The sequence below is a fragment of the Bacillus sp. RE35 genome, from assembly GCF_052146655.1.
GTDB lineage: Bacteria > Bacillota > Bacilli > Bacillales > Bacillaceae_G > Bacillus_A > Bacillus_A cereus.
Map to the genome: position 1 here is coordinate 369940 of NZ_CP197377.1, position 19556 is coordinate 389495.

The following is a 19556-nucleotide window of genomic DNA, read 5'->3' on the forward strand; positions in this document are numbered from 1 at the left end:
TGTATGGGGGCTTGGGGAGTAGCAATATTATCAGACGATATTGCTGAAGATATTAAGTTACTGTATAAGGATTTGTTAGCAAATGAATATTCAAATGAGGACGCAAGTAGGATTGTAATTGAGGAATACAAGAATGAATTAGATAATGAAGAGACTATTGTTTTTTGGTTAGTATTTGCTTCCATACAATGGAGGTTAGGGAGACTTCAAGAGAATGTTAAGCAGGAGGCATTGCAAATAATAGAAAGTGGTGCAGATTTAGCCCGTTGGGAAGAAGAACCTAAATTACAGAAGAAACGTGAAGTAGTTTTAAATAAACTAAGAGAGCAGTTACATTCTCGGCAGCCAGAAGCTAAAAAAGTGCCGAAAAGATTTATAGCTAATACTTCTTTAAAAGCAGGTGATGCTGTTAGTTATGAATTAGTATCAGGGAGTTGTATTATTCTTAAAGTCATTGAGATTATTGAGGAATGGCACGGAGATAGGTATCCTCTATTTGAAATATGTGACTGGGAAGTCAACGAAGTTCCTTCAAAGGAACAAATTAACCAATTTGGTTTAAAGAAAAGGATTTATGAAGATGGAAAGCAAGAAATGATGAAACTTGCTATTTATCCTTCAGGAAAAAGAGATAATCCAACTAAGAGAATGCAAATAGTAGCAGAAAATGTAAAAGTAGTATTGAATGTAGGTACACCTTATACAGTAATGAGTTGGAAGGAACTTGATAACTATTTACATGAAATATAATAAAAAAGACGCGCTACCTATTGGTAGCGCGTCTTTTTTATTAGTTACGGATTAAGTAATCAAATGCACCTAAAGCTGCGTTTGCACCTGAACCCATAGAGATGATGATTTGTTTGTACGGATTATTTGTACAGTCACCTGCAGCAAACACTCCTGGTACGTTTGTAGCGCCGTGCTTGTCTGTTACGATTTCACCGCGAACGCGTTCAACTGTTTCGCCTAACCAGTCTGTGTTTGGTACAAGACCGATTTGTACGAATACACCTTGTAATTCAACGTGATGAACTTCTTCAGTTTCACGATCGATGTAAGAAATACCGTTTACTTTATCAGTACCAGTGATTTCTTTCGTTTGAACGTTTTTCAGAACAGTTACGTTTGGTAAGCTGTTAAGACGCTCTTGTAATACAGCATCAGCTTTTAATTCTGGCATGAATTCAAGAACAGTTACGTGCTTAACGATACCTGCTAAGTCGATAGCTGCTTCAATACCAGAGTTACCTCCGCCGATAACTGCTACGTCTTTTCCAGTGAATAATGGACCGTCACAGTGTGGGCAATATGCTACACCTTTATTTTTGAACTCAGCTTCACCTGGTACGCCAACATTACGCCAGCGAGCACCTGTAGAAACGATTACGCTCTTACTTTTCAGAATAGCGCCGTTTTCAAGTTCCACTTCAATAAGTTCTTTTTTCTCTAAACGTTTCGCACGTTGTAGATTCATTACATCGATGTCGTATTCTTTTACGTGCTCTTCAAGGCTTGCTACTAGCTTAGGACCTTCAGTCTTTTTCACGCTGATGAAGTTCTCAATGCCCATAGTATCCATTACTTGACCACCAAAGCGCTCAGCAACGATACCAGTGCGGATGCCTTTACGTGCTGCGTAAATTGCTGCACTTGCACCAGCAGGGCCGCCACCAACAACAAGAACATCGTATGGATCTTTATCAGAAAGCTCTGATGCATCTGGACCGTTACCCATTTTAGCTAAAATTTCTTCAAGTGTCATACGACCGCTTCCGAAAGATTCGCCGTTTAGGTAAACAGTTGGTACTGCCATAATGTCTTTGCTTTCTACTTCCTCTTTGAATGCAGCGCCATCAATCATAGTATGTGTAATACCAGGGTTAAGAACGCTCATTACGTTAAGAGCTTGTACAACATCAGGACAGTTATGACAACTTAGGCTGATATAAGATTCAAAATGATATTCGCCTTGAATGTTTTTAATTTGATCGATTAATTTTTGTTCAACTTTTGGAGCGCGTCCACTTACTTGTAGTAAAGCTAACACTAATGATGTAAATTCGTGTCCTAATGGAATACCAGCGAATACGACACCAGTGTTTTCACCAGGGCGGTTTACGCTAAAGCTTGGTGTTCTCTCTAATTCAACTTTTTCTACTGTAATCTTAGATGACATAGTAGCTAATTCGTCTACTAGAGCTAACATATCTTTAGATACGTTATCGTCTCCTGCGCTTACTTTAAGTAAAATATCGTTCTCCATTAATTGAAGGTATTGGGATAGTTGTGTTTTTATATCTGCATCTAGTATCATTTTGATCGAACTCCTTAGATTTTGCCTACAAGGTCAAGGCTTGGTTTAAGTGTTGCAGAACCCTCTTGCCATTTAGCTGGGCAAACTTCACCTGGGTTGTTACGTACGTATTGAGCAGCTTTAATTTTGTTAACAAGAATGCTTGCGTCACGGCCGATACCGTCAGCATTGATTTCCATAGATTGGATAACGCCGTCTGGATCGATGATGAATGTACCACGAGCAGCAAGACCTTCTTCTTCCATTAAAACGTTGAAGTTTGTAGTGATTGTGCGAGTTGGGTCACCAATCATGATGTACTCGATTTTGCCGATAGTTTCTGAGCTATCATGCCATGCTTTGTGAGTGAAGTGAGTGTCTGTAGATACAGAGTATACTTCAACGCCTAAGTCTTTTAGAGTTGCGTATTGGTTTTGTAAGTCTTCAAGTTCAGTTGGGCAAACGAATGTGAAGTCAGCTGGGTAGAAACAAACTACACTCCATTTTCCTTTTAAACTTTCGTCAGTAACTTGGATAAATTCTCCATTATGGTAAGCATTAGCTTTAAACGGTTTTACTTCTGTGCCGATTAATAACATGTTAAAATTCCTCCTAAATGTTGGTTTTGAGCATCAAAAAATAGTGTGCTCATAAAATATATTTTTTAATTAACTATAATAATTCTAATTCGATATTAATTATCATATAGAAGTGGTTATTTTGTCAAGAGAATAAACCAACTTTATACCAATTTAATTAATATTTATTCTCAATTAAGACTAACAGGGAATGGAAAGGTAATTTTAAGTCTATAAATTTTAGATGAGTAGTTGAAAGTTTAGTGTGTATGTTAGAGATAGTGTGTAAGTTTAATTTCTTAGGAAGGAGATATTTCTTAGAAGTTGTGGTTTTGAAAAGGAACTGCTTACTTCTATTTTACAAAGAATTTTGTGATAAATAAAATAAAATGAATCGGAAATTTTTTGAACAATTTTTGTCATCTCAAATATATAATTAGGAAGTATATTACGATAATAGTTAGAAACATTGACTCAAAGTGCTAACAAGATATAATAAAACCTAGATATACATTTCAAAAAGAAGATCATATATTTTAGGATGAAAGATTTAATCCTATTATTTTTTATAGCTTTTAGAAAACGCTTACAATTGGTGTGGAGGGGAAACCATGTCTAAGTTCACAAAGTATTTTTTAATGGAAGCTAAAGATGTGATTGCATATGTGAAAGAGAAATTATCTAAGTTTGAACATGCAAAGGGGTTACAGTGTAAAGAAATAGGTGATGGCAATTTAAATTATGTGTTCCGCGTTTGGGATGAAAAAGAGAACATGTCTGTCATCGTAAAGCAAGCTGGGGATACAGCTCGCATTTCAGATGAGTTTAAGTTGTCGACGAATCGTATTCGTATAGAATCAGATGTTTTGCAGTTAGAGGATGAGTTAGCACCTGGACTTGTTCCTAAGGTGTATTTATTTGATAGTGTGATGAATTGTTGCGTAATGGAAGATTTATCGGATCACACAATATTACGTACAGCACTTATAAATCATCAAATATTTCCAAGGCTTGCGGATGATTTAACTACTTTTATGGTAAATACACTTTTGTTAACATCGGATGTTGTAATGAATCATAAAGAGAAGAAGGAACTTGTGAAGAATTATATAAATCCTGAATTATGTGAGATTACAGAGGACCTCGTATATTCAGAACCATTTACAAATCATAATAAGCGTAATGAGTTATTTCCGTTAAATGAGGGATGGATTAGGGAACATATTTATAGTGATAAAGAGCTTCGTATGGAAGTAGCGAAACGTAAATTTTCTTTTATGACGAATGCACAGGCATTACTTCATGGTGATTTACATACTGGTTCTGTTTTTGTAAGAGATGATTCTACAAAGGTTATTGATCCTGAGTTTGCTTTTTATGGACCTATGGGATATGACGTTGGGAATGTAATGGCGAATTTAATGTTTGCTTGGGTGAATGCAGATGCAACGATGTCACCTGGAGCTGAGAAAGATACGTATATGGATTGGTTACAAACTACGATGGTAGAGGTAATTGATTTATTTAAGCAGAAGTTTTTAGGTGCTTGGGATATTCATGTGACCGAGATTATGGCGAGGGAAGAAGGCTTTAGCGAAGTCTATTTGCAATCTGTATTAGAGGATACAGCTGCAGTGACAGGTCTGGAATTAATTCGCCGTATTGTTGGATTAGCGAAAGTAAAAGATATTACTTGTATTGGGAATGAGGAAGCACGTGCTAGAGCGGAGCGAATTTGTCTTCAAGTAGCGAAGGGTTTTATTTTACGAGCGAATCAATATAGAACGGGCACAAGTTTTGTAGAAACGTTAAAAGAACAGTCAATGCACTACGCGAAGTAAGGGGAGAATATGATGGAAGAGCAATTAATACCAATTCAGTGGAAAGATGATGCTTTAGTTTTGTTAGATCAAACGTTATTACCAAATGAAATTGTCTATGAATCTTTTAAAACAGCTGAAAGTGTGTGGGATGCGATTCAAGTAATGAAAGTACGAGGTGCACCCGCGATTGGTGTTTCAGCTGCTTATGGAGTGTATTTAGGGATAAAGGAATTTGCTGAAAGTACGGAAGAGGGATTTATGGATGAAGTAAGAAAGGTATGTACATACTTGGCGACATCAAGACCGACTGCCGTAAATTTATTTTGGGCACTTGAAAGAATGGAAAGTGTAGCGACAGATAATATTCATTTATCAATCTCACAGCTGAAAAATAGATTACTAGAAGAGGCAAAAGAGATTCATAGAGAAGATGAAGAAATTAACCGTCAAATTGGAGAACATGCATTAACATTATTCCATGATGGAATGGGAGTATTAACACATTGTAATGCTGGTGCGTTAGCGACAACTAAGTATGGTACCGCGACAGCTCCCATGTACTTAGCGAAAGAAAAAGGATGGGACTTAAAAATCTATTCTGATGAAACACGCCCTAGATTACAAGGTTCAACGTTAACAGCATTAGAACTGCAGCGAGCAGGCATTGACGTTACTGTTATTACAGATAATATGGCAGCTATGGTCATGTCACAAGGGAAGATTGATGCGGTAATTGTTGGATGTGATCGTGTGGCAGCAAATGGTGATGTAGCAAATAAAATTGGCACATTAGGCGTATCTATTTTAGCTAAGTACTACAACATTCCGTTTTATGTAGCAGCGCCAACACCGACAATTGATTTAAAGACATCGACAGGAAAAGAAATTCCGATTGAAGAAAGAGATGCTTCTGAAGTGATTAATCGCTTCGGACAATATTCTGCTCCGAAAGAAAGTAAAGTATATAATCCAGCATTTGATGTTACTCCACATGAAAATGTAACAGCGATTATTACAGAAAAAGGGATTGTAAAGGCACCGTTTACGGAGAATTTAAAAAAGCTATTTCAATAAGTAGATAAATGTAAAAGTCAGTCATCATAAGCTTCATACTTAGGGGGATGTATATGTTATTACAAAAAGAAAGAGAAGAAATTGTAGCGTATGGAAAGAAAATGATTTCTAGTGGTTTAACAAAGGGAACGGGCGGTAATATTAGTATCTTTAATCGTGAACAAGGTCTTGTTGCGATTAGCCCAAGTGGTTTAGAGTATTATGAAACAAAGCCTGAAGATGTAGTTATATTAAACCTAGATGGTGAAGTAGTAGAAGGAGAGAGAAAACCATCAAGTGAATTAGATATGCACCTTATTTACTATAGGAAGCGTGAAGATATAAATGCGCTTGTGCATACACACTCTCCTTACGCGAAGACGATTGCATCATTAGGATGGGAGCTTCCTGCTGTATCGTATTTAATTGCTTTCGCAGGACCGAATGTGCGCTGTGCACCGTATGAAACATTTGGTACGAAGCAATTAGCGGAGGCTGCTTTTGAAGGCATGATTGATCGCCGTGCTGTTTTACTTGCAAATCACGGTTTAATTGCTGGTGCAAATAATATAAAAATGGCGTTTACTGTTGCAGAAGAGATTGAGTTTTGTGCTCAAATTTATTATCAAACGAAAAGCATTGGGGAACCAAAGCTATTGCCAGAAGATGAGATGGAGAATTTGGCGAAGAAGTTTGAAGGGTATGGGCAGCAGTAGAATGAAACAAAAACACCCTCAAGAAATCTTGAGGGTGTTTTTTAAGCTTTTTTAAGCAACAAATACATAAAGTAAGGAGCCCCAATTAAAGCAACGACAATACCTGCTGGAATGCCATTAGGATCAACGATATTTCGTCCGATTGTATCTGCTAATAATAATAGCCATCCGCCGATTAAAAGGGCGATAGGCATGAAGATTTGATGTCTTGGACCTACTAAAGATTTCGCGATATGAGGAGCCATTAATCCGATAAAGCTAATTCCTCCTGTTACGGAAACAGCTGCGGCTGCAAGTGCAACGGCTGCAACTAATAAGTACCTGCGTTCTTTTTCAATTTCAATTCCAACGCCAATTGCGACTGGTTCGTTTAATGCTAAAATGTTTAATCGATTTGCTTTATAGAAAACAAACGGAATGAATACGATTAACCATGGGAGCATTGCTAAAACGAAAATCCAGTCATCTCCCCAAATATTTCCGGCAATCCATTTTGAGATAAAGTCCACTTTCATACGATCAGCGGATGAAATAAGGACAATCATCGCTCCAGATAGTGCAAATGCAAAACCGATACCAGTTAATGTTAATCGTATTGGTTGAAGTCCAGTTGATTTACTATATGAAAACACGTAAATTAGAACAGCTGTCAGAAATGCCCCAATAAATCCAACGACAGGTAGTAAGTAAAGAAATGAACCTACGTCTATTGGAAAGTATAAAAAGAAAATAGCAACAGCAACACCAGCCCCAGAGTTAATACCAAGAATACCAGGTTCAGCTAAATCATTTCGGGTAATTCCTTGCAGAATAGCCCCTGATAAAGCGAGAGCCATACCAGCTAATAATGTAATGACAATTCTAGGTAGTCTTAAAGAGTATAAAACAAACTCCTCTTTAAAAGTCCCTTGCCCCATTAATGTTGGGAGTAGTCGATCATAAGATAAAGATGCTGAACCAAGTCCCATTCCAACTACAATGGTTGTGATGATTACTATAAGTAAAGCGAGTATAATGAGACGCTGTTTTCTTAAAATAGATTGCATCATGAGAATGTTTTTCCTCCTTTACGTACAATGAATAGGAAGAATGGTAACCCTACAATCGCAACAATTGCCGCAACTGGTGTTTCGTATGGAGCGTTAATAGTACGTCCGATTGTATCTGCAAGTAGCATAAAGGAAGCTCCAGCAATTGCTGACATCGGTATAACAAATCGGTAATCTGGACCGACAATTGGGCGTACCATGTGAGGTACCATTAAGCCGATAAATGCCATATTTCCAACAAGCGCTACAGATGCACCTGCAAGTAAGATAATAATGATAAATAAAATAGTTTTAATAACAATAATTTTTTGACCTAGTCCAATAGCCACTTCTTCACTGAAACTAAGAACTGTCAATTTTTTTGCTAGTAAGATAGCGATAAAGATACTAATTGAAATGACTGGAATAATAATTTTTAATTGGCTCCAAGTTGTTCCAATTACGCCCCCAGCAGTCCAAAGTGATACATCTTGTGAAATTTTAAAGTAAATGCCGATTCCTTCTGAAATTGCGAGTAGAAATGCTGAAACTGCAGCGCCCGCTAATACAATTCGAAGAGGAGAAAGGCCGCCTTTTTTCACCATACCAATTCCAAATACCATAATTGCGCCAATTGCAGCACCGATAAAGCAAGCTAATGTTAAGTAAAGATAGCTGATGGAAGGGTTGAAAGCAAGTGTCAGTGCAAGCGCAGCATTTGCTCCACCAGATAGCCCTAATAATCCAGGGTCCGCAAGTGGATTTCGTGTTAATCCTTGCATAATTGCCCCAGAAACGGCTAATCCAGCTCCTACAAAAATAGCAGCAACTTCACGTGGTAAACGTATTTCTCGAATAATAGATATTTTGTCTCCTTTAGCGGAGGAAGTGAGTGCTAACCATACATCTTTTATCGAAGTATCTGCAGCACCTAATACCATTGCAACCATAAAAATAAGAAAGAATGCAATTAAGCTTAAAATTAGTTTGTATGTAAAAGCTATAGAACGTGGATTGTCATGATCTTTTGTCATTCGTTTCACATCTTTTCTGTTCATAGAATAAAGGAAGAGGAATTCTTAAATTAAGAATTCCTCATGTTTGTATTATTTACCAAGAAAGCTCTTCTTGAAGAAGTCTAGTTGGAAATCTAATGTAAGTGGATCATTGAAATAGAATTCCATCATGTTTGCTTCATATACGCGATTATTTTTTACTGCTGGGATGTTTTTATATGATTCTGTCTCTTGGAATGAGTTATCAGTATCTTTGTTTTTACTTACGATTAAGTAATCACCAGCAAATTCAGGTAATACCTCAGTAGATAATGCGTAGTAACCTTCTTTTAATGCTTTCTCTTTTACTTTTTCAGGCATTTTTAATTTCATTTCTTGGTACAGGATTTCTGTTCCACGGCCCCAGTTCTCGCCGTATACATAAAGCTGTTTGTTGAAGTTTTCTACAACAGAAACTGTTGCATCTTCACCGATTTTTGCTTTAATTTCTTTACCAGCTTCTTGTGCACGTTTCTTGAAGTCATCAACCCAAGTTTTTGCTTCTTTTTCTTTATTTAATAACTTACCGATTTCTAAATGCTGTGTTAAGTAATCAACTTTTCCGTAAGTGTATGTTACAGTAGGCGCGATTTTCTTTAACTTATCGACATTTTTAACATTTGATAAACCGATGATTAAATCTGGATTTAGTTCAGCGATTTTTTCAACATTTTCATCAGATACTTCAGCAACATCTTTAAGTTTGCTATCAAAACGTGGGTTTTGTTTAGACCATGAATCTACCCCAACAAGATTTACACCTAATGACATTACGTTACCAGCGAATGATGATAATACAACAACGCGTTTTGGATTTGCAGGAACTTCTACTTTTTTACCATCTTCAGATTGGTATGTAATTGTTTCTGATTTGCTACCTTTTGCATCGTTCTTTTTGTCTGTAGAGCTATTGCTACAAGCGCTCATAACAAGAACGAAAAGGACTGTTAGTGAAATAAATAACTTTTTCATCGTCTTTCTCCTTTAACATAGATGATATGTGTATACAATAATTTGTTTAACTGCAATCTTTTTGAAATAGTAGTGGTAATGCAAAATAATTTATTAAAAATCTTGAATATGAGATTTTATAATATAGTAATAACCATATTAATGAAAGAAGATGTAATCTCAAATTTGCTAATTATTAACAAAATGATAATGATTATCACTATTGATTCTTTAAATAATATAATTTTATATAGGTGTATTGTCAATAGTAATTTTGATTGTAAATTTTGCGGAAACAGGTTATATTTTATTGAGAATGATAATCAACGATTAATAGCTGAGGAGTGAGCACGAATGAATCGAGAAGAATTGTTTGATGTAACCGTGATAGGCGGAGGACCTGCAGGGCTTTATTCAGCTTTTTATAGTGGACTCAGAGAAATGAGAACGAAAATAATAGAATTTCAACCACATTTAGGTGGAAAAATACATGTGTATCCGGAAAAAATGATTTGGGATGTAGGAGGACTATTGCCAGTTACAGGTGATAAGTTAATTGAACAACTTGTACAGCAAGGGTTAACATTTAAGCCGGAAGTTGTATTAGATACAAAAGTAGAATCGATTATTCGTAATCAAGATGGTACTTTTACATTAAAAACAAGTACTGGCGAAGACCACTTTTCAAAAACAGTTATCGTGGCAACAGGAAGTGGTATATTGAAACCGCAAAAGTTATCTATTGAAGGTGCTGAGCGATTTGAAGTATCGAATTTAAATTATACAGTTAAATCTTTAAAGCGTTTCAAAGGTAAAACAGTTATTATTTCCGGTGGAGGCAATTCTGCTGTTGATTGGGCAAATGAATTGGAACCAATTGCGAAAAAAGTGTATGTAACTTATAGAAAAGAAGAATTATCTGGTCATGAAGCACAAGTAAAACAACTTATGAACAGCTCAGCGGAGTGTTTCTTTAATACATCGATTACAAAATTAATTGCCGGTGATAATCATGAGGCGATCGAATATGTAGAATTAACAAATCATGAAACAGGTGAGGTTTCTCATTTACCTATTGATGAAGTTATTATTAATCATGGATATGAACGCGACATTACATTATTAGAAAATAGTGAGTTAGACGTTGCAATTATAGATAATTATTATATTGCAGGTAATGCAAATAGTGAGTCTTCAGTAGATGGATTATATGCTGCTGGAGATATTTTAAAGCACGAAGGGAAACTACACTTAATTGCAGGTGCATTCCAAGATGCTGGAAATGCTGTGAATAAAGCAAAACAATTTATCCAACCAGATGCAAGTGAGTACGGAATGGTTTCTTCTCATAATGAAGTATTTAAGAAGAGAAATCGCGAACTGATTAAGCAGATGATGAAATAATAAGGAACAAGTATACCCCCACGTATTTCTCTATTCAAGTGAATGAGAGATGTACGTGGGGGTTTTCCTGTTTACTATATTTTCTATCATTATAATGACACCGGTTTCATCAGTTCATATGATATGAACATTTTATTGGTAAAGCATCCTAGAAAACAATTTAGCTATGTTTTGCTTACACAGAACATGGCTAAATTACGCTGTCCCTTTAGCGCGTTTATTAGGAAATGGCATATTTAGTATAGAAGCAATATACTGTTTTCCGTGTTTTCGAGCCAATGATTCTAATATTTGACGGACGCGTTTTGTAAGATGACCTTGTTTTTGGATGGCTTCACAATATGCGTCATAGAAGGCATATTTAGCCCAAAGGAAATCATCTTGTTGGAATAAGAAATGATTTTTGTACCATTCACCAATTGTATGATAACAATTGTTTTCATGTATTGCTGTGCTTTGAGAAAGAAAACGATCAGATAAAGATACATTCAAATGAGAAATTGTGTTTTCTGTTTCAACTTGTAGTGTTTTTTCTAACATTGTAATGATGTGACGAGTAGCCATATGTTAACTCTCCTTTGTGTAAATGGGTAATACCATTCTATATTTAAAAAATTCTTACTATATAATACTATACAATATATGGAATGCATCTACCTGCTTTTTGAACTGCATTTACAAAATCTTTTTTATTTGTTTACAAAAATAAAGTAAAGTAAGATACAGTATAGATGAAAAAATAATAAAGGAATGAACGCATTGTATATAACAATAGAAGAGACTGCGGAGTATTTGAATTTACCAAAATCGTATATTGAAGAGTTAATTCAGCAAAAGAAAATTCGTGCGCTATTCGATGGAGAGCAATATTTAGTAAATAAAGAACAATTCAATACGCATTTAGAACAAATGGAGAAATATAAGCAATTAGTGGAAGAAATATTGAACGAACCAATTCCAGAAGATATGGATGTTAAAGACGAAGATTAAACTATGGGAAATCCCTTATGAAGATATGCAGAAATGTATCTTCATAAGGGGTTTTTTGTTTGAAGATATCAAAAACATAAGAAGTTCTTAGCCTTTCTTCAAATTTTGATAGGTAGTAGTCTACCATGTTAAAAGCATATTTTTTTCTAGCTAGGACAAACATAGAGAACGTAACCTGTACAGATACATATACTATCAGTGCAAAAGCTTATAAATTAATGGAAGGGGTTTTCTCGTGAGTTTATTTCATTGTGATTTTTTGAAAGACTTAATTGGATCTTTTGTGAGAGTAAACAGGGGTGGTCCAGAATCTCAAAAAGGAACAATAATATCAGTATGTCAGGACTACTTCGTATTGAAGAATGAAAAAGGTGAGCTTTATTACTATCAACTTAAACATCTAAAAAGTATTACAAAAAATGCGAAAGAATGTGGATCAAGTGATTGTGAGTGGGAAGATTGCGCCTGTGCAGAAGATTTTGAAGCACTACTTGAAAGTTTCAAATATTGCTGGGTGAAAATTAATCGCGGCGGTCCAGAGAAAGTGGAAGGCATTTTGCAAGATGTTTCTTGTGACTTCGTAACATTAATCGTAAAAGAAGAAATTATATTAATTGCAATAAAGCATATTAAAAGTGTTAACTATAATGCTTTAGCATGCGGAGAGAGCGATGAGAGCGACAATAGTAAGGAAAGTAGCGATAATTCAGGTCGTGCTCGTGCACAAAGACAATCAAGTAGAGGAAGATAATAAGAAAGGGGGATACGAAATTGGAGAATGTATTATGCTGTGACCAAATTAAATGTTTAGTTGGTGAGACTGTAAAAGTAAACCTTCGTGGACCAGAAAGTCGAGTTGGTGAGCTCGTATCGTTAGGAAAAGATTATCTAACGTTACAGTTACCTCATGGTGAATTAGTATATTATCAGTTGAAACATGTGAAGAGTCTAGTGAAGAAAGTGAAAGAAAGTAAATGTGGCGATTGCTATAGTTCATGTTTCTGCTCTGATGAGGATACTTTTTTAGATATATTAAAAGACTTGAAGTATAAGTGGGTAAAAATTAATCGTGGCGGTCCAGAGTGTGTGGAAGGTTTATTAAGTGAGGTACACCATGGCTGTATTACACTAGTAAACGGTGATGAAGTTATTTATGTAATTAAGTCTCATATTAAGAGTGTGAGTCAAGTAGTTAAATGTAAAAAGAATGAAGATGAATAATGTTTAATAAATAAGAGGGGCATTATGAGGGAAAGAGAAGAACAATTTCTTATTTCGATAGTATGAAAAGGAATTACTTACTATTAAAACAGAACTTTGCCCTGATTATTTTTTTAGAAATGGAAGACAGATAAGAAGAAATTCGTAGGAAGGAGGATATAGATGAATGAGTTAAACAAAAGTATTGGAGAAAATATATATGTTAAATTAATCGGTGAAAAAAGATTTAAAGGTGTATTAATTGATGTAGGAAATGATATCGTTGTTCTTTACAATGGACAAGACTACGTATATATATCTTTATATCATGTACAATATTATAAGTTTTTAAGATCAAATGATGAAGAAATCTCAAAACCAGATGTGGATTCTGTAATTAAGAGAGAGTCTCCTTCAATTTCTTTGAGGAAAGTATTAAGTACATCTAAAGGGATTTTTACGGAAATTTATGTAGCCGGAAATGCTCCAATACATGGTTATGTTACAAGTGTGATGAACGATTATATTGTTTTTTATAGTCCAGTTTATAAAACTGTATATATATCTTTAAAACACTTGAAATGGTTAATTCCGTATAAAGAAAATCAAGTGCCTTATGCCCTCAATAAAAATGAACTCCCCGTGAATCCGTTAAATATTACGTTAGCTCGAACGTTTGAAGAACAGCTTATTAAAATGGCTGGGAAAATTATGGTGTTCGATTTAGGTGAGGAGTCCAATAAAATTGGAAAAATGGCGAAAATTGATGAAGGTCATATTGAAATCTCAAAAGCACGTGATGCGAAAATGTATGTAAATATTCAACATGTAAAATCTGTCCATTGTCCGTAAGCTAGTTGAAAGGGCTGGCTTTTTCTTTTATATGCAGAAGAAAAGGTCGAGCCTATTTGTTTTAGTTTAATTTGGAGATGAGGGGAAAATGAATTGAATATAAGCATAGTATAGTGTGATTTTTTAAAAGGTAACTTTGCACTAACTTATAAACATTGTGTACGAGCTATCTTATTATATATTCAATTTATTTTTTGAGGAGGAGCTGCTCAACTAATTTATTAAAGGGGTTTTGTTTGTGGAGCAGTTTCCGAATTCGTTATCAATTACATTGCTTGGTAGTGCTGGTGGAGCAGCAAAAGCAGTTTTAGCAATTTTAAATCAAGCGATAGCAAATGAAAAAGATCCAATTTATGAAGTATTAAAGAATGCTAAATTTCATTTGGTGGATATAAAACAAAAAGATAGGAATTATTACGATGAGTTGTTTTCGAATTTGAAAGATCAATTATATTTATATGAAATAAACCTTCAAAATGTAGTGGAATTTAAAAAACATTTAAAAGAAAAAAGAACGAGTGTTGTGATTGATGTTTCAGGGGCAGATACAATTAGAGTATTAAGCTGCTGTAATGAACTAGGAATTTGTTATATTAATTCAGCCTTGGAAAATGAGGCAGTAGATCAGGACGATAGCTTAATCGGTTTTCAGCTTACGGAAAGATATACAAGGTTTGAGAAGGAGAAAGAGAAATTTACAAATACAAAAGCGATTATAGGTTCAGGTATGAATCCAGGTGTTGTTCAATGGATGGTTGTTGAGCTTATGAAGGAACGACCAAATGAAAGGCCAAGAGCATGTTATATTGTAGAACATGACACATCATTTTTGAATGATACAGCACTTATAAAGCCACATACACTTTATGCTTCATGGGCAGTAGAGCGATTTTTAGATGAAGCGATCTGGAGTTATCCGATGTATATGAGTCATCATCGTCCTCTTTACTTTTATGAAGATGTATATTCTTCAGAGTATAAAGTGAAGTTAGGAGAAAAAGAATTCTATGGTTGTTTAATGCCACATGAGGAAGTATTAATTTTAGGGAAAAACTTCAATATGGAAGTTGGTTTTCTTTATCGAATTAATGAGTATACAACAAATATAATTAGACAGAACTTAGATCAAGTAGAAGATTTATGGAACTGGAATCGTAAAGTGTTTAATCCAGCGGAAGAAGAGGTTGCTGGAGAGGACTTGGTCGGTGTGTTACTCGTTTATGAAAATAGTGAGGCATATATGTATAATGTGATGAATAGTAGCCAAGTTTTTCGTAAATATAAAACGAATGCAACGTATTTTCAGGTAGGGTGCGGGATTTATGCGGGCTTGTCCAGTTTACTTTTAGATCAATTTGAACAAGGTGCTTATTACGTCGAGGAGTTGTTATTAAATACAGAAAGTAAGTACGGTGAGTATTTAAATTTATATATGAAGGATTTTGTAATGGGGCATAATAATTTTACGGATGGATTGTTACATGACAGGGTAAGATGGATGTAAGTTGTTACCAAAAGGAAGGAGAGATCTCCTTCCTTTCAGTATTATAAGGTTAAATATTGCCCTGAAAGCAATTTCATACTTATACTTTAAGGAGATAACAATGAAAGTTTTTTGTATCGATCAAGGGGAGTTTTTATATGAATAAATACAAGAGCTTGATTTATGAAGAAAGAAGAGCCTTAAAGGTATTTATATTATTATTTTATATTATATTCTTTTTATATGACGCTATATATTATTTTGTATATCCTGCTATGAATATTAGTGGAACAGCGGTAGGTTGGCCAGAAGGTAGTCTTGGGATAGGTGTGCCTATATTTGTAATAGCATTATTTCCTATTTCTATATATCTTCAAAAAAGAGGGTATGTATATTCTGTAAAATATTTATTTTTATTTGGGTACATGTTTATCAATCTTGTGAATAATTTAATGATTTATTTGCGAACGGATAGACCTTTTGAACATGGCAGTATGGTAGAAATGTTATTAATTTTATTTGCCCCAGTTTTCGTGAATAGAAAATACTTTTATTTAGTGTCCTTTAGTGTAATTGGAAAGTACGTATTTTTCACATTGCTATTACAAGATTTAAAAGTGATAATTCCACTTGTTTTATGTGTATTTTATTTCATTATTTCACATTCTTTATTAAAACGATTTCAATCTTATGTAAGAACAGTGGTTGAAATGATGAACAATATGAAAGAGACGGAAAATTTAGCTGTGATTGGGACTATGTCTACAACAATTGCTCATGAAATTCGAAATCCGTTAACAGCGTTAAAAGGGTTTACGCAAATGCAAAAAGAAAGAAATCCAACTGATACGATGAGCTACGACATTATGCTACAAGAAATTGAAAGAGTCAATGGATTTGTTAGTGAATTGATGTTGTTAGGAAAACCAAAGCCAACAAATTATGAAAGGTGTAATATACGAGACATCCTTCTATATGTTGTGCATCTAATGGAAAGTTATGCAACGCAATATAGAGTTAAATGTCATTTACAAGTAGATGGGAATTTACCGGCTATAAACGGTGATGATAAGCAATTAAAACAAGTGTTATTAAATATCATTAAAAATGGAATAGAATCAATGCCAGAGGGTGGAGAAATTCATATCCGTGCATATCAAAAAACGCAAGGACATTTGTGTATTTCTGTTGAAGACCAAGGATTTGGTATAGAGAATGAGAAGTTAGAAAAAATTGGCAAGGCGTTTTACACAACAAAGGAGACTGGTACAGGACTTGGATTAATGATTACATATAAAATTATTAAGGAACATCAAGGGAGTATCACGATCCAAAGTAGTGTAGGAGTAGGAACGAAAGTAGAAATTTTTTTGCCGACCTTTTAATGTATTGGGAGAAAAGATTTTTCAGAAAAGTGTTCTTGTTGTGTAAATATAAACATTTTATAAAATGTTTCAAGAAGGGTTTTTTTTATAAAATACTTCGTTTATAATGGAGGAAAATATCGACATGAGATTGATTGCTCATGTAGCGGTTCAGTAGTGTTATGAAAAGATAAGAAGGGGTGCACACGCATCCTTTTTTCTATGCAGATATTATGAAAGAGGTGGTATGATGGAATTAACATTAAATTCGACTGTATGTTTACACACGATTCAATTTCGAAAAGAGCAAAAGAATTATATTGTAAAAGATACAATTACAGGAGAAAAATATGAAATGCCGCCACTTTGGATTGATGCATTGGCAATGATGCGTGACGGTTTTTTATTGGGGGAAATTGAGGAGAAATTAAAAGAAGAGTATCCATCCGAAGAAGTGAATATGTTAGCATTCACGAGGCAACTGTTAGAACTAGAACTTGTTGAAATGGTAGATGGAGAAGAGATAGCTTGCACAAAGAAGAAAGAGATAGATTGTTTAGCTTGGGTGCGTCCTCGTGTGGAACAATTCTTTCTTAATTTAAATAGAAAATATAGAAGCAAAGACCAGTAGTGGCCTTTGCTTTTTTTATAGGCTATGTTTAAAAAATAACAGCAAATGCTCTTGCGAAAGCACCGTCACTATTTTTAATTTTTAAAGGTGCTGCTGAGAAAAAGAAACGTTTTGCTTCGATAGCATCTAGATTTGTTAAGTTTTCAATTAAGTAAATATCATTCCCTAGTAATATGTGATGAATCGGTGATGTTTCTGTTGTGACTTCATCAGGAGAAATGAAATCTAAACCGATAGATTTTACTTTTAATCGCACTAGTTCTTTAGCTAATTCTTCAGAAAGATAAAATGCTTCCTTCTCATAAGCTTCTGTATTCCATTTTGTGGATAGATTAGAATGAAAAATAACAATATCACCTTCTTTTATGTCAGTATTATGCAATACTGTCTTAGGTAATTTTCGCTCTTGAATATGTGTTACATCTATAAGAACAGCTTCACCTACAAATTGATCCAGCGGTAATTGATCGATGGTCGTTGCGCCTGAAATAAAATGCGCAGGAGCATCACAATGCGTGCCAACATGAACGACAGAATGAAAATCTGTAACTTGATATCCTGATTCTTCAACACTTGTAACAGCTTCTAGTTGTATTTTAGGTGTTCCAGGAAATTGAGACATATTATTTTCAAATGTTTGTGATAAATCAATTACTTTCATTTTACATACCTCCAATATATGTTTTTCAAATAATAAAAAGCTTATCCTTCAGTATCAAGAAAGATGAGCTTTACATGCTAGTTGAGTTTTATCTTCCAAAATGCATTGCATTTTGCAGGAATTAGCACCTATTCAGTTTGTATAAACTGAGGTTGCTGGGCTTCAAAGGGCCGGTCCCTCTGCCTCTCTTGATAAAGAAGTATTCAGTTTTTAAAATCGGAATTTTCCGATAGTTAAATTGTAATTCATTTCCTTTTTGCGTGCAATACAAAATAGGTATTCACCCAAATAAAGCTGCTCGCATATTGTGGCTTATGTAAATAGAATGCTGCGAAGGAGTGAGTGCAGTGACAGGAAATGTATTAAATTATTATGCTGGTGGTAATACAGCTAGGGGATTTCACAATTTATACGAAGAGAATTTAAAAGGATTAGACAGATTATTTATCTTAAAGGGTGGCCCAGGAACGGGAAAATCTTCTTTAATAAAGGCAATAGGTCGTGAATGGATTGAAAAAGGATATGATATTGAATTTTTACATTGTTCTTCTGATAATAAATCGGTTGATGGTGTAATTATCCCAAAATTAAAAGTAGGAATTGTTGATGGGACATCGCCGCATGTTATTGAGCCAAAAATGCCAGGAGTTGTTGAAGAGTATATAAATTTAGGAATTGCTTGGGACTCAGATAAACTAAGAAAGCAGAAGTTAGAAATTGAAAGATTTGTTTCAGAAGCAAGCAAAGCTTTTCAGTTTGCTTACGCACGTTTTAAAGAGGCATTGGTTATACATGATGAGTGGGAGAAGATATATATTGATAATATAGATTTTAATAAAGCAAATGAACTAACCAATCAGCTAATCCAGAAATTATTTGCAGATAAAAGCGGGAGACAATCGCTTGTAAAACATCGTTTTTTAGGAGCTGCTACACCGAAAGGAGCAGTTGATTTTGTTCCTAATTTAACAGAAGGGTTACCACATCGTTATTTCATAAAAGGGCGCCCAGGCTCTGGAAAATCAACGATGCTCAAAAAGTTAGCTAAGGCAGCTGAAGAAAAAGGGTTTGAAGTTGAAGTATATCATTGCGGATTTGACCCGAATAGTCTTGATATGGTTATCGTAAGAGAATTAGGATTTGCAATTTTTGATAGCACCGCACCACATGAATATTTTCCAAGTCGCGAGGGTGATGAAATTATTGATATGTATGCCCTTATTGTTACGCCAGGGACGGATGAGAAATATGCGAAGGAAATTCGTGATGTCTCCATTCAATATAAAGCAAAAATGAATGAGGCGATGTCTTTCTTAGCGAAAGCAAAATCGGTTCGTGATAAATTAGAACGAATTTATATTGCTGCTATGGATTTTTCAATAGTAGATGCATATAAAGAGGAGATTCAAAAAGAGTTTGAACGAATTGCTGCTACTGTAATTGAAAAGCAACAATAGACGTTTCATTAGGC

At 34.8% G+C, this 19556-nt stretch carries 20 protein-coding genes and 1 riboswitch; of the genes, 13 read left to right on the forward strand and 7 right to left on the reverse strand.

Annotated elements, in window-relative coordinates; all coding sequences use genetic code 11:
- The first annotated feature begins 3 nt into the window (after positions 1 to 3).
- Complete coding sequence (locus tag ACTL4X_RS01995) at positions 4 to 750, forward strand: hypothetical protein (RefSeq protein WP_098213833.1); 747 nt, start codon at positions 4 to 6, stop codon at positions 748 to 750.
- Positions 751 to 790: 40 nt separating this feature from the next.
- Here ACTL4X_RS01995 and ahpF read toward each other — a convergent pair whose 3' ends face one another.
- Together ahpF and ahpC are read right to left on the reverse strand one after the other, a co-directional pair.
- The gene (gene ahpF / locus ACTL4X_RS02000) at positions 791 to 2317 is read right to left on the reverse strand and encodes an alkyl hydroperoxide reductase subunit F (protein WP_000599508.1); all 1527 of its coding nucleotides are present in this window, start codon (positions 2315 to 2317) and stop codon (positions 791 to 793) included.
- A gap of 14 nt (positions 2318 to 2331) precedes the next feature.
- The gene (gene ahpC, locus ACTL4X_RS02005) at positions 2332 to 2895 is read right to left on the reverse strand and encodes an alkyl hydroperoxide reductase subunit C (protein ID WP_000924420.1); all 564 of its coding nucleotides are present in this window, start codon (positions 2893 to 2895) and stop codon (positions 2332 to 2334) included.
- A gap of 590 nt (positions 2896 to 3485) precedes the next feature.
- Between ahpC and mtnK the strand changes: the two genes are divergently transcribed.
- From mtnK to ACTL4X_RS02020, 3 genes are read left to right on the forward strand one after another with little or no spacing between them, the layout of a single operon-like run.
- The gene (gene mtnK, locus ACTL4X_RS02010) at positions 3486 to 4715 is read left to right on the forward strand and encodes an S-methyl-5-thioribose kinase (protein WP_065381875.1); all 1230 of its coding nucleotides are present in this window, start codon (positions 3486 to 3488) and stop codon (positions 4713 to 4715) included.
- Positions 4716 to 4724: 9 nt separating this feature from the next.
- Positions 4725 to 5771: an S-methyl-5-thioribose-1-phosphate isomerase gene (mtnA, locus tag ACTL4X_RS02015; protein ID WP_025690395.1), complete on the forward strand. Its 1047-nt coding sequence runs from the start codon at positions 4725 to 4727 to the stop codon at positions 5769 to 5771.
- A 53-nt stretch (positions 5772 to 5824) separates the two neighbouring features.
- Complete coding sequence (locus tag ACTL4X_RS02020; RefSeq protein ID WP_000926557.1) at positions 5825 to 6466, forward strand: L-fuculose-phosphate aldolase; 642 nt, start codon at positions 5825 to 5827, stop codon at positions 6464 to 6466.
- A 41-nt stretch (positions 6467 to 6507) separates the two neighbouring features.
- Here the strand turns inward: ACTL4X_RS02020 and ACTL4X_RS02025 are convergent, their stop codons facing one another.
- Genes ACTL4X_RS02025 through ACTL4X_RS02035 form a run of 3 tightly spaced genes read right to left on the reverse strand, consistent with a single transcriptional unit; the run spans position 6508 to position 9521 of the window.
- The gene (locus ACTL4X_RS02025) at positions 6508 to 7515 is read right to left on the reverse strand and encodes a FecCD family ABC transporter permease (RefSeq protein WP_000983751.1); all 1008 of its coding nucleotides are present in this window, start codon (positions 7513 to 7515) and stop codon (positions 6508 to 6510) included.
- Positions 7512 to 8552 (reverse strand): FecCD family ABC transporter permease, encoded by a 1041-nt coding sequence (locus tag ACTL4X_RS02030; protein ID WP_002025239.1) that lies wholly within the window; start codon positions 8550 to 8552, stop codon positions 7512 to 7514. Before ACTL4X_RS02030 ends, ACTL4X_RS02025 begins: the two co-directional genes overlap by 4 nt.
- 48 nt (positions 8553 to 8600) lie before the next feature.
- Positions 8601 to 9521: an iron-hydroxamate ABC transporter substrate-binding protein gene (locus ACTL4X_RS02035; RefSeq protein WP_000732597.1), complete on the reverse strand. Its 921-nt coding sequence runs from the start codon at positions 9519 to 9521 to the stop codon at positions 8601 to 8603.
- Positions 9522 to 9854: 333 nt separating this feature from the next.
- Between ACTL4X_RS02035 and ACTL4X_RS02040 the strand changes: the two genes are divergently transcribed.
- Positions 9855 to 10904 carry an NAD(P)/FAD-dependent oxidoreductase gene (locus tag ACTL4X_RS02040; RefSeq protein ID WP_001078296.1) on the forward strand — a complete coding sequence of 350 codons (1050 nt, stop codon included), beginning with the start codon at positions 9855 to 9857 and terminating at the stop codon, positions 10902 to 10904.
- Between the two features lie 195 nt (positions 10905 to 11099).
- Here the strand turns inward: ACTL4X_RS02040 and ACTL4X_RS02045 are convergent, their stop codons facing one another.
- On the reverse strand, positions 11100 to 11468 hold the full coding sequence (locus tag ACTL4X_RS02045) for a hypothetical protein (RefSeq protein ID WP_000235476.1): 369 nt from the start codon (positions 11466 to 11468) through the stop codon (positions 11100 to 11102).
- 186 nt (positions 11469 to 11654) lie between these two features.
- Here ACTL4X_RS02045 and ACTL4X_RS02050 point away from each other — a divergent pair, with 186 nt between their 5' ends.
- The 7 genes from ACTL4X_RS02050 to ACTL4X_RS02080 all read left to right on the forward strand — a co-directional run bounded on the left by ACTL4X_RS02050 (position 11655) and on the right by ACTL4X_RS02080 (position 17424).
- Positions 11655 to 11894 carry a helix-turn-helix domain-containing protein gene (locus ACTL4X_RS02050; protein ID WP_002025240.1) on the forward strand — a complete coding sequence of 80 codons (240 nt, stop codon included), beginning with the start codon at positions 11655 to 11657 and terminating at the stop codon, positions 11892 to 11894.
- A 235-nt stretch (positions 11895 to 12129) separates the two neighbouring features.
- Complete coding sequence (locus ACTL4X_RS02055; RefSeq protein WP_000051527.1) at positions 12130 to 12645, forward strand: spore coat protein B; 516 nt, start codon at positions 12130 to 12132, stop codon at positions 12643 to 12645.
- 20 nt (positions 12646 to 12665) lie between these two features.
- Positions 12666 to 13115 carry a spore coat protein B gene (locus tag ACTL4X_RS02060; RefSeq protein ID WP_000432509.1) on the forward strand — a complete coding sequence of 150 codons (450 nt, stop codon included), beginning with the start codon at positions 12666 to 12668 and terminating at the stop codon, positions 13113 to 13115.
- 162 nt (positions 13116 to 13277) lie between these two features.
- Complete coding sequence (locus ACTL4X_RS02065; protein ID WP_001004284.1) at positions 13278 to 13946, forward strand: hypothetical protein; 669 nt, start codon at positions 13278 to 13280, stop codon at positions 13944 to 13946.
- A gap of 238 nt (positions 13947 to 14184) precedes the next feature.
- Positions 14185 to 15450, forward strand: coding sequence for a hypothetical protein (locus ACTL4X_RS02070; RefSeq protein ID WP_000434715.1), 1266 nt, complete (start codon positions 14185 to 14187; stop codon positions 15448 to 15450).
- Between the two features lie 137 nt (positions 15451 to 15587).
- A complete protein-coding gene (locus ACTL4X_RS02075) occupies positions 15588 to 16814 on the forward strand; it encodes an ATP-binding protein (protein WP_001046103.1) in 1227 nt (408 codons plus the stop codon).
- A gap of 229 nt (positions 16815 to 17043) precedes the next feature.
- Positions 17044 to 17424, forward strand: coding sequence for a hypothetical protein (locus tag ACTL4X_RS02080; RefSeq protein WP_000424116.1), 381 nt, complete (start codon positions 17044 to 17046; stop codon positions 17422 to 17424).
- A 28-nt stretch (positions 17425 to 17452) separates the two neighbouring features.
- On the opposite strand, the gene ACTL4X_RS02085 is transcribed toward ACTL4X_RS02080, so the two are convergent.
- The gene (locus tag ACTL4X_RS02085; RefSeq protein WP_006926178.1) at positions 17453 to 18085 is read right to left on the reverse strand and encodes a cyclase family protein; all 633 of its coding nucleotides are present in this window, start codon (positions 18083 to 18085) and stop codon (positions 17453 to 17455) included.
- 85 nt (positions 18086 to 18170) lie between these two features.
- A riboswitch (SAM riboswitch) is annotated at positions 18171 to 18283 on the reverse strand.
- Between the two features lie 149 nt (positions 18284 to 18432).
- On the opposite strand from ACTL4X_RS02085, the gene ACTL4X_RS02090 reads away from it, so the two are divergent.
- Entirely contained in the window at positions 18433 to 19542 is a 1110-nt protein-coding gene (locus tag ACTL4X_RS02090) for a PRK06851 family protein (RefSeq protein WP_000147458.1), read from the forward strand.
- The last annotated feature ends 14 nt before the right edge of the window (positions 19543 to 19556 follow it).